We start from the raw sequence: 15,300 nt of genomic DNA on the forward strand, positions 1-15,300 counted from the left end.
TTGGACAATACTACAACAGTGGATTGGCAAAAAAGATCGCTTCATTTTTTACTGAGTTTGTACGAGTTAAAGAATGAAAAAGATATCGCTATAATCAGAAGTCGTACCACCTGCAACCTGCAGAAATATGCCGGGGCAACTGCCGCCGCTTTTATAAGGTTGGAGGATGTTGTTACGGCGAGGATACTATATTCAACCAGCCAAACATCCTCCGGCTTTATAGATGCAGACTATGCCAGCCTTGCCATAAATGCAGGCGATATAAAATGCATAGATGATGCGCCGCAAAACCTGTTCCCCGGAAAAAATATATTGTTCCCGATTATCCAGGGTAACTTCTCAGGAATATTTATCATTGCTACTCATATAACTGTAGATGATGCATTTAATACCTTCCTGTACCAGGTATGGGAAGGGTTAAAAGGCATGACCCTGCTCGCCCAAACTTATTATTCCTTCGAACATCTCTCTACACGTTATAATGCCATTATGAGCGCAGTAGATGAGGCCATACTTTTTTTGGATGATAGTGGCAGGGATGGTTGGGTAAATAAAGCGGCTTCTTTGTTATTGAATATTAAAGAAGGTCGGAATCCTGCTCTGGTGGTATCGCAGGCAATGCATAAATGGAGACTTACCGCAGCCAATGCAAACGAGATAGCCCGGGAAGCTGCGAAACTGTTCCAGAAACCTGATGGGATGATTAAAGGCTGGCACTGGCTCTTTACCGAGCCTGACTTAAAAGTGCTGGATGTTTCCTGCGAACCGGTAATCTCAGAGAATATTAAAGGCCGGTTATGGGTTTTTGCAGATATTACTCCTATTTATTTAGCCTCCGAAGAACTTAAAAAGCTGAATGCCGAGCTGGAAGTGAAACGGCAGATAGCAGACGACCAGAACAAGGCCAAGTCTGACTTTCTTGCCAACATGAGCCACGAAATACGCACACCAATGAACGGAGTGATCGGTATGACCAGTATGCTGGCTCTTACCCAACTGGATGCGGAACAGCAGGACTATGTTGATACGATACGGGTAAGCGGGGAGTCCTTGCTTTCTATTATCAATGATATTCTCGATTTCTCTAAAATTGAGTCAGGTAAGATGGAGCTGGAAACAGCACCTTTCCGGCTGAGCAAAGCTATCGAGGAAGCGTATGACCTGATGAGTGTAAAGGCAAATGAAAAAAGGCTCGATCTGTTATATTATATAGAGCCCGATGTACCGGCTGATATCATTGGTGATTCCGCAAGGTTCAGGCAGGTATTGTTGAATCTTATTTCTAACGGAATTAAATTCACCAACCGTGGAGAAATTGAAATAACCGTTGAAAATGCCGGGCTTCAAGATGGTATATATACATTACAATTTACAGTGAAGGACACGGGAATAGGCATACCCTCCAATAAGTTTTATAAACTCTTCGATAGCTTTTCGCAGGTCGATTCCTCTACTACAAGAAAATATGGAGGTACTGGCCTGGGTTTGGCCATTTGCCAGCGATTGGTGAAGTTAATGGGGGGTGATATACATGTGGAAAGTGAAGAAGGTAGAGGAACTTCCTTTATATTTTCTATCAAGGTAATGGCGAATACCGAATGTACACATTTTAAAACGGAGGAGAAGCCCTCCAGTCATCTTTTGAATGGTAAAAAGGTTCTAATACTTGATGATAACGATACTAATCTTAAGATTTTAAGCAAGCAGTGCAGCTTATGGGGGATGTACCCGATGGCTGTAGATAATTATCAGGAAGCCCTTAAACTTGTTTCCGGCGGAGGCTTTGATGTGGCCATTATAGATTTACTGATGCCCGATACAGATGGTATACAGGTGGGCCGGTTATTCAGGCAACAAGATACTTTCCTGCCGCTCATTCTTTTTAGTTCAGCAGGGTACCTGCCCGAAGAAACAGACGTAAAGTCGCTATTTAGTGCTGTTATTAACAAACCGGCTAAGCATGATCAGATAAAAAATGTATTACTAAATATACTTGGCGGCATAGATATAGCGCCTCTTAAGGAAAACAAATATACTCCGATGGCAGATTTACTTCCTGTTAGTATTCTTGTTGCTGAAGACGATGAAATTAACCAGAAGTTTATAGTGCGGGCCATGTCGAAGTTGGGCTATGTTATTGACCTCGCAGGGAACGGAAAGGAAGCTGTTCAAAAAACAAGAGAAAAAAAATATGATATTGTTTTTATGGATATCATGATGCCCGAAATGGATGGTTTTGAAGCGACCAGAGTGATAACTGAAGACTATAAAAGCGGGAAACGGCCTGTCATTATCGGCCTTACTGCCAATGCCCTTGCCGGCGACAGGGAGAAAATAATTGCGGCAGGCATGGACGATTATTTAAGCAAGCCCTATAAAATTCAGGATATTAAAGAAGCACTTGAGAAATGGGCGGCTGAACTTAAAGAGAGTTATGATACACATAATTCGATCAACCTGCAATATATAACAGAACTGGCCTGTGGAGAAAATGAATTTATTATTGAGATAATAGAAAGTTATCTGGAAACAGTGGGCCCGAATATTGAGGCATTAAATAAGGCGTCCCTGGCCGGCGATAAAAATGCGATAGCGTTTTTGTCTCATAAGTTAAAAGGTACATTTAGGTATATAGGTTCTGAAGAGCCCGCTAAACTGGTAGAGTGGATAGAGCAATATAATAAAGAAAATAATCTTACCGGTATTCCTGAATTAATAAGTAGCGTGAAGTCCTTCTATGCGAAATCTGAAGTTGAATTGAAACAAGCATTAGCATCTCTCCAATAATACCGTAGTTTTATTTTTGAAAAGGGCATTTACGATTTGGCTGAAATACCACGCTCTTCTCGGGGACTGATTCCTAACGTGTTCATTAGTTCCCTGGCAGCTGCTGCACCGGCCCGGTTGGCGCCAATGGTGGATGCCGAAGGCCCGTAGCCCACCAGGTGAATACGGGGATCTTTAACAACCATGGTAGCCAGTCTGCCTCCCATGAGGATGCCCCCAGCTTCTTCTCTTGGTAAGATGGGTTTTAAATGGTCCAGGGCACTTTTAAAACCGGTGTTCCATAAAATAACATCTGCCTTTTGTTCTGTTCCATCTGCCCATTTTACACCGTTGCCGGTTATTTCACTAAACATAGGAAAACGTTGTAAAACGCCTCTTTCCCTCATGTTAACGACTTCAGCTGAAACAGGCAGACCCGTTACGGAAACAACGGATAAGGGTAGTAAACCTTTTCTAACCCTCTCTTCGACCATTGCTACCGCATTATGACCTGCCATATCGTCGAAAGGTCCTTCCCTGAATGTGGGTGGCCGGCGGGTAACCCAAGTGGTGGTAGTTACTTTAGAGATCTGGTCGAGCAATTGAATCGCAGAAATACCGGCACCTACTACAATTACATGTTTGCCTTTAAAGTCATCTGCTGTTTTAAAGTCTTTGGTGTGTAGTTGTTCGCCTTTAAAATCTGCGGCTCCCGGGTATTCGGGTATGTAAGGATTTTCCCAGGTACCGGTGGCATTAATAATACCTGATGCAGAAAATAACGTGCGGGCAGAATCGATATAAAATCTTTCTTTATGCAGGTAAACATGGTTCACCTTTACAGGCCGGTAAACATTGATGCCCATTTGCTTTTCATACAGGTCATAATAACGCGGTACGGCTATACTGGCCTGTACTTCTTTTTCATGGGTGTCGATTGTTTTTTCAAAAGACATACCGGGCAAATCATGAATTCTGTTTACTGTACTTAATGTCAGTGAAGGCCAGCGGTATTGCCAGGCTCCACCAGCTTGTGGCGCTTCATCAAGAATGATAAAGTCAGGACCTATTTCCAGCCCAAGTTTTTTAAGATGATAGGCCGCGGACAGCCCTGCCTGCCCGGCGCCTATAATCACTATTTTTGTTTTGTAGCGGATTGTATGAACCATCGTAACGCTCTGTTTAACGCCATCCCAGGCCAGGGGCTACATGCTCCAATATCGAAGAAAGCACATGCACATTATAGTCTACGCCTAAGGTATTGGGGATGGTTAATAAAACCGTATCTGCTTCCTGTATCGCTTCATCTTTGGCTAATTCCTTGATGAGCTGATCAGGCTCGGCTGCATAGCTTCTCCCGAAAATCGCACGCTTGTCTGCTTCTATAAAACCGATCTTGTCAGTTCTCTCCGCTTCATGACCAAAATAGCGGCGGTCCAGGTCATTAACGATAGCGAAAACAGACCGGCTTACCGATACCCTGGGCTCCCGCTCATGTCCCGCTTCTTTCCACGCCTGTCTGAATAACCTGATCTGTTCTGCCTGTTGTATATGAAAAGGTTTACCGCTTTCGTCAAATTTAAGGGTGGAGCTCTGCAGGTTCATGCCTACTTTACCTGCCCAGATAGCCGTCGAATCAGAGCCGGAGCCCCACCAGATACGATCCTGGAGGCCCAAAGAAAAAGGCTCCAGCGGTAGTAGTCCCGGAGGATTAGGAAACATTGGGTTGGGATTGGGTTCCGCAAATCCTTCACCTTTCAATTTCTTAAAAAACTCCAAACCTTTGCGCCGCCCCATATCTGCATCGGTTTCTCCTTCGGCTGGTTCGTAACCAAAGTAACGCCATCCGTCAATGACCTGCTCGGGCGAGCCTCTGCTGATGCCCAGTTGCAGTCGGCCTCCGGATATTAAATCGGCGGCACCGGCATCTTCAACCATATACAGCGGATTCTCATAGCGCATGTCGATAACACCGGTACCTATTTCTATTTTACTGGTCTTTGCGCCAATAGCTGCCAGTAAAGGAAAAGGAGATGCCAGCTGTTTAGCAAAATGGTGCACCCTGAAATAAGCGCCATCCATACCCAGTTCTTCAGCTGCTACAGCTAAATCGATAGACTGCAACAAAGTGTCGCTCGCTGTTTTAGTGCTATAGGCCGGGTGATTGGCCCAGTGCCCAAAAGATAAAAAGCCTATTTTTTTCATTTATTATTCCTTCCGGGATGCCATGCCGATATGCATGCATCGCCTTTTATAAAGTTCGCAGATCAATTCCAAAGTTATAAAATAACAAAGTGGTGGCAGTAAAGTTTAAACACAACATTGAAGTGGCCGTTATAACAAACCGGCATCAATTTTATTGAATGCATCCGACTGGTTTGTGAGACAAAAACCTCAGCATAGCTCTGGCCAGTGTCCCCAATGGCTGGAGGGGAGGGTAAACTATATGTAATAATAATTTTGATACCTGTTTATTATTACTTTATCCTTACTGCAGCTTATTAGCGAGCAAGCTGTTCAAAACATAATCCCAGTGCAGATTTTTAGGATCCAATTGCCTGGCTTTTTCAAAATTGGTGATAGCTTTTTGCCGATTGCCGTTTCTTTTATAGGTTTCTCCAAGACTTTCGTATGCTACTACTGAATTAGGATACTCGGTTGCGTTTAGCTCAAATATTTTCAGGGCGGCTGCTATCTTTTTATTTCTTCTTAATTCAATACCCAAATTGTTTAGCTGGTTTTCGTCAAACAACAGATTGCTGCTTTTATTCAATTTTAATTGCTGGTACAAACGGATGGCTTCATCTATCCCATAGTTTTTTAACGTTTGTTTGATGGTGTCTAATAAATTCCAGGGATATTGATAAGTATTGATTTTAGAATCAGGATCGATAATATGCGTGCCGATATCGGTTACCCCATTATTAGAATTGGAGAGCACTACTACCGCAAATTTTTTTACTTTGTCTATACCAATGAAGGTCTGGTAACCTGGCGTTCCTCCGTCTTTAAAAACAATATTTCTTCCGCCATTCTGCCGTAGTGTCCATCCCATAGTAGCATAATCGATACCTCCGGCTTCTTTTTGTATCCGGCTTTCATGGGTTAGTTCCATTGCAGGATATAAGTCAGATGCTACCCAGCCCAGGTTGGCTGCAGCAAAAGTGAGCAGGTCATTTACATTCGAACGGAACGCGCCCGCGCCATCTAATGCCGAAAGATTTAGAAACCCCACTGGTTCACCCCATTCAGAATGACCAATAGCCGTGTTTTTCAATAGGGCCGGCGTCAGCGAAATAACGGTGCTGCTCATTTTTAAAGGATTGCAAATGCTATCAATAACCAGTTGTTCGTAATTTTTTACTCCTGCAACCCTGGTCAATATATTTCCTAATAATCCATAGGCAGTATTGGAGTATCTCCACCTGGCTCCGAAATCCATATCCGGCTGGTAAGCTGCCAGGTATTCATACAATTTGTTGTTGCTATAATCGCCATAGCGATCGTCAATGTTTTTTGGATCTGTATTAAACGGGAATCTTGGGAAAGTGGAAGTGTGGGTGGATAAATTAAGAAGGGTTATTTCTTTCCCGTTTCGAACAGGAACTTTAATGGAAGCAGGTAAGAACTTAGAAAGGGGATCTTCTAGGCTGAGCTTTCCTTTCAGGCTCATATCAGCTAATACAAGTGATGTAAAAACCTTAGTGATGGAGCCGATTTCGTAAATGGTGTTGGCGTTGGGCTTTGCCGGGTTTTGATCACTAAGCACCCCTTCGCTATAGACGCGCCTGCCGGCTGAATCAATAATGCCTACGATTATACTTTTACTTCTTTTACTGTTAACAGCTTCCTTAAGAATTTGTGAGATCTGACTGCCAGGTAATTGGCCAAATACAGGTATGAAGCCAGCTAATAACAGGGTAAGGAAGATATATTGTTTCATACAACAGGAACGATTGGTTTAAACCCTAAAAAGTTAGACTAAATAAGCCCGTGTTCCTAAACTAAAAAGGTGAAAGGCACTAAATGCCCTGCCAGTTGTGATCTTTTAACGGTGAAAGAAGTAGCTTGAGATCTCTTTTACGCAAAAGCGAATGTATTAAATAGCATTAGCCTGTGAAATTAATGTGTTGTTGACCATTACCTATTGGCTTTTATTACTTTCGCTGAATAATTATAAGAGTTTTTGGGAATGAATCAGTACACAAAGGCAACGGCTATCGGGTTTTGTGCTATTTTATTGTGGAGTTCTATTGTCGGGCTTATTAAAGAAGTAAGCCATTCTTTCGGCGCAACCGGAGGCGCTGCCCTTATTTATACTGTAGCGTCCCTGTTTTTGTTGTTTACGGTAAAAAGGATACCGCTTAAGAAATTTCCTAAAAAATACTTGATATATGGAGGCTTGCTCATGGTGTCATACGAACTATGTTTAGCCTTGTCCATTGGCTATTCTCAAAGTAGTAAACAGGCCATCGAAGTAGGCATGGTTAATTATCTCTGGCCCAGCTTTACCATGGTGGCCACTATTCTTTTTACGAAGAAAAAGGCTAGCTGGCTGATTGTTCCGGGCATCATTGTTTCTATGTTGGGCGTTGTTGTGGTGCTGGGTGGTGATGAAGGGTTGAATGTACGGGAAATGCTTGGTAACGTTCGGACTAACCCATTGAGTTATGGCCTGGCTTTCGTGGGCGCTATACTATGGGCTGCTTATTGTGTGATTACGGTGCGTATGGCTAAAGGTGTAAACGGTATTACCTTGTTCTTTATATTGGTGGCTGTTGCATTATGGATTAAGTATTTCATTACCGGAGACCCTGCCGGTATGCATTTTTCAGTGTCATCTGTTGTTTACCTGGTGTTAGCCGCCTGTGCTATGGGATTTGGCTATGCCGCCTGGAATGTGGGTATACTGGGCGGTAATGTAACCATGTTAACCGGGGCATCTTATTTTATTCCTGTTTTATCTGCTGCACTATCCTCGTTACTTTTGGCAGCGCCACTGGGCTTTTCTTTCTGGCAGGGCGCCCTAATGGTTTGCGGAGGCTCCGTTCTTTGCTGGCTGGCAACAAGGGTGCGCGCAAATGCTGTACCAGGGCCCGTTTCAAGTGGAGGTCATTAATCGCTGTTTTTCTTCATTTGATTTTCTGAAGTTTTTTTGCATGTTTTGCAGACATTTGTGCCACAGTATAATTTGCATAACGGGCAATTGATCATGAGTTTGGTGAACGAATATATCTTATCCGGTACAACTATTAGTACACTGTCTGTATATGACCTCCTAAAGCATACCAGCGGTGCGGGTTTTATAGAACAACAGGATTTTAAAGATATCTATCCGATAGCGATTGAGGTAAATACGGGCATCTTTACCAAACGGGCGCTGACTGCCGGGTTTCCTGAGGTTACCTTAAGCCAGTTAAATGACTCTATTCATACGTCCTGTTCCTGCAATAATCAATCAGGCAAGATGTGCGGGCACCAGGCTGAAGTGATCCATTGTGTACTGGAGCAAAGGACTTTTCGTATTTTTTTTGACAGCCCTTTACGGTATTCGGTTTTAGCGGCAACCGCTAAAGAATATGGTCTTGATAAAGAGCCCAACCTGGATATCTATTTCCATTTACATTACAACGGAAGCCAGATCGATATCAAACCGAAAATGACCGGCCTTCTGAAAATCGACAACCAGGTCTTTCAAAAAGAGTTGGTCCCGGAAGCCCGATCCGTTTTAAATGAACTGGCTGCAAGGGAGATAAGGCCGGAGCCATTGCTGGTGATTGGCAGGCATCGCTATTACAACCAGCTGAACTTTATACTGATGGACGCAGATCGCACCAGGGCAGGAACCATCAAAAATCCGCTGACTGCCATCGACCCCATGCAACTGGCCTGGAAATCGGACGATGCGGCTGTTATTAAATTTTATACGGCTATTGCAGCTTTTCAAAATAAATATGAGGCAGATCAGATCGATAAGGAGCTGGAAGCATTGAGACAGGTAGTCAGCAATCCTTTAAAACTGGAGACCTATTACCACGACAGGGATATTGCTGAAAATATTTCGGCCAGGTCCCTGCGCCGGGTTGCGCTGAATATCTTAAAGCCGGAAATAAAACTCACGGTCTTTCAAAAAGAACCCTTCTATGAAATAGCAGGGGAGCTGTTATTTGAACATATTGCTTTGCCTTTTAAAGACCTGGTGATCAGGAATGACTATTTCATCGATCACCGGCAGGTTTTTTATTTGATCAACAACCCTGATATGCATCGGGTGATAAAATTTTTCAAGTCCAATAATGAGGTTTTACTGATCCATGCGTCACAATATGAATCATTTCTGCAGTCGGTTTTGTCTCCGTTAGAATCGCTGGTGCAGATCAACTACAGTTATATTCATACCGCAACACCGGCGCAATTAGCCGAACAGGATTTTAAAATCGAAAGGATCATTTACCTGCGCCAGGAAGGCAACTTTATTGCCATTAGCCCGGTACTAAAATACGGATCGGCAGAAGTACCGGTATATTCCCGCAGGCAGGTATTGGGGACGGATCAGAATGGAAATGCTTTCAGGATAGAAAGAGACCTTTCTGCAGAGCTGCAGTTCACTTCGCTGATTATGCAACAGCATCCTGATTTTGAAGAACAGGTAAATGAGCATGAATATTTTTATTTACATAAGAACCAGCTTTTAGACGATAACTGGTTTCTGAATGCCTTTGAGGCCTGGAGGAATGAAGGCATTACGATATTGGGCTTTAATGGTATCAAAAATAATAAGCTAAATCCCAACAAAGCACGGATAACCATCAGGGTCGTCAGTGGCACCGATTGGTTTAACGCACGGATAAAACTGAATTTTGGAAAAAGCCAGGCCACACTAAAACAGGTACACAGGGCTATCCGCAACAAAAGCAAATTCGTACAACTGGATGATGGGACCAGGGGTATTCTGCCCACTGAATGGGTAGAGAAATTTACCCGTTATTTCCAGGCCGGCGATATGGAAGGTGAGCTGTTAAAAATTGCCAAAGCTAATTTTGAAACAGTAAAGAATTTGTTTGAAAACGAGGCATTGAGTGAAGAAGTGCAGCGGGAGATCGCTGATTATGAGAAACGGTTTGTAGAGAATCATTATATTCCTGAAGTGGCCGTCCCCGAAGGTTTGGAGGCAGTGTTGAGAGACTATCAGCACCAGGGCTTAAATTGGTTGAGTTGGCTCGATGAGCTGAACTTTGGCGGTTGCCTGGCCGATGATATGGGACTGGGTAAGACCTTGCAGGTTATCGCATTCATATTATTGCAGCAGCAGAAACGCGGGCAGGTTACCAACCTGGTAGTAGCGCCTACTTCATTGTTGTTTAACTGGCAGGATGAGTTGGAAAGATTTGCACCTTCTTTAAAAGTAATGGTGCATCATGGCGCCGGCAGGCAGAAGCAAGTCGAATCTTTTTCGCAATACGACGTAGTGCTGACCAGCTATGGAATGGTAGTATCTGATATCCGTTTTCTAAAGACATTCCGGTTCAATTATGTTTTCCTCGATGAGTCGCAGGCCATTAAAAACCCCGACTCCGAACGCCATAAAGCGGCTGTACAACTGCAATCCCAAAACAGGATAGTATTAACGGGTACACTTGTTGAAAATAATACCTTCGACTTGTACGGCCAGCTTTCTTTTGCCTGCCCTGGATTGCTGGGGAGCAAGCAATACTTCAGGGATATCTATTCCATACCTATTGACCGGTATGAATCTATCAGGCGTGCCGGCGAGCTTCAGCAAAAGGTGAAGCCCTTCATATTGCGCCGAACCAAGCAGCAGGTGGCCAGGGAATTACCGGAGAAAACGGAAATGGTGATCTATTGTGAGATGAACGCCGAACAGCGTAAAGTGTATGATAGCTACGAGCGCGAGCTTCGGGAATTTATTGCCGCTGTTGATGAGGATGAACTACATAAAAGCAGCATGCATGTGTTGAAAGGCTTAACAAGGCTAAGGCAGATCTGTAATTCACCGGTACTTATTAAAGAAGGATATTCAGGCGATAACGCCGTTAAGCTCGAACTATTGATGGAGCAGCTCGAGAATAAATCCGGCGCACATAAAATTCTGGTTTTTTCACAGTTTGTGGGCATGCTCGACCTGGTAAAGGCGAAACTGGAAGAGAAAAATATCCCTTTTGAGTACCTCACAGGGCAAACAAAGGACAGGGGTACCAGGGTTCATCATTTTCAAACCAATGAAGCAGTGAGGGTGTTCCTGGTAAGCCTGAAAGCGGGTGGGGTAGGTTTAAACCTTACTGCTGCCGATTACGTATACCTGGTTGATCCCTGGTGGAATCCTGCTGCAGAGAACCAGGCTATTGACAGATCGCATCGCATTGGGCAAAGCAAAAATGTGGTAGCAGTGAGGTTGATTTGCTTAAATACCATTGAAGAAAAGATCGTTAACCTGCAAAAGAAAAAAAATAAACTTACCCGGGACCTGGTAAGAGCGGATGCCTCCTTTTTCAACAGCTTGTCCAAAAAGGAGTTGCTGGATGTTTTATAAATGTAAAAGAGTGAGCGGTGAAATTTGTATCGTACCCCGGTTTAATAACGATATACACGCCATATTAAAAATTATTATCCATGAAGTCCGGCAAAGCAAGGCGACCTGATTTTCTATTTTTGCGCCGGTTTGAACAGTATCACTGCAATAAAGAATGGCGACCGCTTTGTTCGGCTAAGATTTACCTGGATTATGTTGATCTGCTGGGAACTGTGGCCAGGGATTCCCTGTCCGTAAACCAGGTCCGTCTATAAGACTAATGAGTAATTAAAGATGGGAATATATAAATCGATTTAATATTTTTAGGTATGAAAAAAATATGGACCATATTGGCATTTATTGGTGTTTTTAATGGGTTGCAGGCGCAGCAACCGGCTCAACCTTCTTTAGTGTATACGGATGGTTTCGATCTGAACCTGATCGGGCAGGCTTTTCCTTTGTCCAAAAGTTATCATCGTATTGATACGGCACGCTATCGCGCCTTTCCCTCAGTAATTAAAAGATTGCTGACCCATTCAGCCGGACTGGTGATCAGCTTTAAAACCAACAGTCCGCGTATTGCAGCCAAATGGTGTGTAACGGATTCCAAACCCGGGAATAATATGACACTGATCATGAATAAAGGTCTTGACCTGTATATTAAGCGTAATGGTGTTTGGGAATTTGCGGGAGTGGCGCGCCCCGAGGGAACCTGCAATGAATATGTAATGGTACAGCATATGAATGAGGGAGAAAAAGAATGTTTACTCTATCTGCCCTTATACGATAAGGTAGCAAATTTGTCGATAGGTATTGATAGCGGTTACCACATCACCGCCGGCGAAAATCCATTTGCTAAGAAAACGGTGGCTTTGTATGGCTCCAGTATTACACAGGGTGCATCTGCCAGCAGGCCCGGAATGGCTTATCCGGCAAGGCTTTCAAGAGATATGGGTATTAACTTTATCAACCTGGGTTTAAGCGGAAACGGTAAAATGGAAAAGCTAGTGGCTGATATGGTGGCTACCATCCAGGCTGATGCTTTTGTAATGGATTGTTTCGCTAATCCCAGCCCGGAGGAGATAACACAACGAACGGCATATATGGTAAAGGCTATCAGGGCAGCGCATCCTGTGGCACCGATTATACTGGTACAAACAGGTCCGCGTGAAAGCGGTAATTTTGACTCGGTGATCAACCGGGTAGTTCGGTTAAAAAATGAAAACATAAGGGTTGAATTCGAAAAGCTCAAAAAAGAAGGTGTTAAAAATCTATACCTCATCAAGGGTGATGAGCTCTTAGGCCGGGATCATGAAGGTACAACGGATGGCGTTCATCCTAATGACCTGGGATTTGACCGCATGCTGCAGGTGATCAAACCGGAAATGGCTAAAATACTTCAATAATAGTACGATTTCAATGATCATGGCAAAGCAAACATTTTATGTAGCAGCATTCGATCATTAAGATCATGAATGTTTCGGCGCCTCACACCACCTTAAACGACCATGACCAACTGCCGGTATTGGCAGACGTGATCATTACCTGGTAGACCGAACAGGCAGGCATTGTTATTGCCAACCGACACTGCAGGACAGTTGTATATAATTAATGGATATTTTTGTTAGCAGGGGTGATATGGTTGAATGCTTCAATATCGCTACCCGGTTTGATTGCTCACTATTATACCATTGTCATATATGTACAGGTTCTTTTTGTTGATCGCTTTAGTAATAACCCATTCGGGCAATGCCCAGCCTCCTTCGCACCTGACCACCGATCTGCTGGAACATACAGACAGAGTTTTTTTAGACGGCTATCTTACCACGCTCTCATTGCCTGAAACGCGAACGGCTATTGAGCGCTACCAGGTTCCGGTTATAAGGAATGCGCAACCTTACCTGGGTTGGGTAATGAACAGCGAAGTGCCTAATACGGTACAAACAGCTTATCGCATATTAATGGCGTCTGGCATCGAGCAATTGACGAAGAATGAAGCTGACGTATGGGACAGCCGGAAAACGGAAAGTAATAATTCCGTTGCAGTGCCTTATACAGGTACAGCATTACAACCTTCGAAAGTATACTACTGGAAAGTGCAGGTATGGGACAACCACGGAAAGGAGAGTGCCTTTTCTCCCATAAAAAGCTTTATGACAGCGCCAGTGCTGGATGGCAAAACAGCCACTTATCCACTGCAGATAACGGATGAATACCCGGTAAAATTGTTACAGGATGTACAGACAGCTGCTTTTGTAGATTTTGGTAAAGCGGCATTTGGTAAGCTAAAGCTAACGCTCAATTCCTTAACCGGAACGGATACGGTAATGGTTCATTTGGGTGAGCGCAGCAATGGCTCAAAAGTTGATCGTAAACCAGGAGGTACTATCCGTTATGCCGTATACCAATTGCCGTTGATGGCGGGTAGGCATACCTACACCATCAAGTTCAGGCCAGACGAAAGAAATACCAAGCCTAAGGGTAATGAAAGCGGTGTGGACCCGGTGTTGATGCCGGGTTATATCGGGGAAGTATATCCTTTCCGTTACTGCGAACTGGAGAACTATCCCGGTCCAATCAATGACAGGGATATAGTGAGACAAAGCGTTCATTATCCCTTTAACGATAACGCTGCTGCATTTCACTCTTCCGACTCGGTTTTAAACAAGGTATGGGAGCTTTGTAAATATTCTATGAAAGCAACTTCATTTTTAGGAACCTATATAGACGGCGACCGGGAGCGCATTCCTTATGAAGCAGATGCATTGATCAATCAACTAGGACACTATTACTCAGACCGCGAGTTTTCGATGGCTCGCCATTCTAATGAGTACCTGATTTACAATGCCACCTGGCCAACAGAGTGGAATCTGCAAACCTTGATGATGGCCTGGGCAGATTATATGCATACCGGCAACCGGCAATCTATTGCTCAATATTACGATGATCTGAAGGCTAAAACACTAATGGCGCTGAAAGAGACCAATGGATTGATATCATCAAGAACCGGGAAGTTGAGTGCGGATTTTTATAAAAGCATTCATTTCAGGGGAAAGAATTTCAGGGATATTGTTGACTGGCCGCAAACAGGTGTAGTGGGAGCCGAAAAACAGGAAGCCGGCGAGTCTGATGGATATGTGATGACTACTTATAATACAGTGGTGAATGCCTATCATTATGAAGCTTTACAATTGATGAGCCGGATAGCGGGGGTATTAGGAAATACCACCGATCAGCAGTTTTACGGAGCCGAGGCAGAAAAAGTAAAGAAACAATTTAATGCGCTTTTGCTAAATACCAAAACAGGCATCTATAAAGATGGTATTAACACGGATCATAGTTCATTGCACGCGAATATGTTCCCAATGGCATTTGGTATGGTACCTGAGAAGAACAGGCAGGCGGTTTCCGGTTTTATAAAATCCAGGAAAATGGCCTGCAGTGTCTATGGCTCTCATTTTCTGCTGGAGGCTATATATAATGCTAATGATGCCGCTTATGGATTGGAGCTATTGGCTTCCACCAAAGAGAGAAGCTGGTATAATATGTTGAGGGTAGGATCAACTGTTGCGCTGGAAGCATGGGATAATAAATACAAACCCAACCAGGATTGGAATCATGCCTGGGGCGCTGTGCCCGCACATCTGATACCACGGAAATTTTTCGGGATAGAACCTTTGGAACCAGGCTTTTCTAAAATACGGATCAGACCGCAACCCGCCAGTGTCAGGGAAGCAGGCATTAAAGTGCCTACCATACGCGGAGATATTAATGCATCGTTTGTTAATCAGCCTGGTGAAGGTTTTTCCCTAGAAGTGGTCATTCCTGTTAATACAACAGCCGAAGTATGGTTGCCCTGCACATTTAAAAAAGCCCGCTTATTGCTGGATGGGAAAGAGCAAAAATTTACAAGGCAGGAGGGGTTTGCTATTGTTCATGCCGGCTCGGGTCGCCATATCATCAGTGTTAAAAATCTAGAACGATAGCCCTGAGCTACAATATTA

Annotated in this window: 8 protein-coding genes; 5 read left to right on the forward strand and 3 right to left on the reverse strand. The window is 43.7% G+C overall.

Annotated features, from left to right (window positions below; all coding sequences use genetic code 11):
* Nucleotides 1–18 precede the first annotated feature (18 nt).
* Nucleotides 19–2,787, forward strand: coding sequence for a response regulator (locus ACLOAU_RS19390; RefSeq protein ID WP_427863562.1), 2,769 nt, complete (start codon nucleotides 19–21; stop codon nucleotides 2,785–2,787).
* 29 nt (nucleotides 2,788–2,816) lie between these two features.
* Here ACLOAU_RS19390 and ACLOAU_RS19395 read toward each other — a convergent pair whose 3' ends face one another.
* From ACLOAU_RS19395 to ACLOAU_RS19405, 3 genes are all read right to left on the reverse strand, one after another.
* Nucleotides 2,817–3,935: an NAD(P)-binding domain-containing protein gene (locus ACLOAU_RS19395; protein WP_427863563.1), complete on the reverse strand. Its 1,119-nt coding sequence runs from the start codon at nucleotides 3,933–3,935 to the stop codon at nucleotides 2,817–2,819.
* 13 nt (nucleotides 3,936–3,948) lie between these two features.
* The gene (locus ACLOAU_RS19400) at nucleotides 3,949–4,971 is read right to left on the reverse strand and encodes an LLM class flavin-dependent oxidoreductase (RefSeq protein WP_427863564.1); all 1,023 of its coding nucleotides are present in this window, start codon (nucleotides 4,969–4,971) and stop codon (nucleotides 3,949–3,951) included.
* Between the two features lie 283 nt (nucleotides 4,972–5,254).
* The gene (locus ACLOAU_RS19405; protein WP_427863565.1) at nucleotides 5,255–6,709 is read right to left on the reverse strand and encodes a serine hydrolase; all 1,455 of its coding nucleotides are present in this window, start codon (nucleotides 6,707–6,709) and stop codon (nucleotides 5,255–5,257) included.
* A 249-nt stretch (nucleotides 6,710–6,958) separates the two neighbouring features.
* On the opposite strand from ACLOAU_RS19405, the gene yddG reads away from it, so the two are divergent.
* The 4 genes from yddG (at nucleotide 6,959) to ACLOAU_RS19425 (ending at nucleotide 15,282) form a co-directional block, all read left to right on the forward strand.
* Nucleotides 6,959–7,885, forward strand: coding sequence for an aromatic amino acid DMT transporter YddG (gene yddG / locus ACLOAU_RS19410; protein ID WP_427863566.1), 927 nt, complete (start codon nucleotides 6,959–6,961; stop codon nucleotides 7,883–7,885).
* A gap of 57 nt (nucleotides 7,886–7,942) precedes the next feature.
* The gene (locus tag ACLOAU_RS19415) at nucleotides 7,943–11,317 is read left to right on the forward strand and encodes a DEAD/DEAH box helicase (protein WP_427863567.1); all 3,375 of its coding nucleotides are present in this window, start codon (nucleotides 7,943–7,945) and stop codon (nucleotides 11,315–11,317) included.
* A gap of 308 nt (nucleotides 11,318–11,625) precedes the next feature.
* The gene (locus ACLOAU_RS19420; protein WP_427863568.1) at nucleotides 11,626–12,702 is read left to right on the forward strand and encodes an SGNH/GDSL hydrolase family protein; all 1,077 of its coding nucleotides are present in this window, start codon (nucleotides 11,626–11,628) and stop codon (nucleotides 12,700–12,702) included.
* 294 nt (nucleotides 12,703–12,996) lie between these two features.
* Nucleotides 12,997–15,282, forward strand: a complete 2,286-nt coding sequence (locus ACLOAU_RS19425; RefSeq protein ID WP_427863569.1) for an alpha-L-rhamnosidase-related protein — start codon at nucleotides 12,997–12,999, stop codon at nucleotides 15,280–15,282.
* The last annotated feature ends 18 nt before the right edge of the window (nucleotides 15,283–15,300 follow it).

The organism is Paraniabella aurantiaca (genome assembly GCF_050309965.1).
GTDB lineage: Bacteria > Bacteroidota > Bacteroidia > Chitinophagales > Chitinophagaceae > Niabella.

Bases quoted from the DNA above. Each gene is read 5' to 3' on its own strand.
- yddG (WP_427863566.1), top strand. From the start codon at position 6,959: ATGAATCAGTACACAAAGGCAACGGCTATCGGGTTTTGTGCTATTTTA.
- ACLOAU_RS19420 (WP_427863568.1), top strand. From the start codon at position 11,626: ATGAAAAAAATATGGACCATATTGGCATTTATTGGTGTTTTTAATGGG.
- ACLOAU_RS19395 (WP_427863563.1), bottom strand. From the start codon at position 3,935: ATGGTTCATACAATCCGCTACAAAACAAAAATAGTGATTATAGGCGCC.
- ACLOAU_RS19425 (WP_427863569.1), top strand. From the start codon at position 12,997: ATGTACAGGTTCTTTTTGTTGATCGCTTTAGTAATAACCCATTCGGGC.
- ACLOAU_RS19405 (WP_427863565.1), bottom strand. From the start codon at position 6,709: ATGAAACAATATATCTTCCTTACCCTGTTATTAGCTGGCTTCATACCT.
- ACLOAU_RS19400 (WP_427863564.1), bottom strand. From the start codon at position 4,971: ATGAAAAAAATAGGCTTTTTATCTTTTGGGCACTGGGCCAATCACCCG.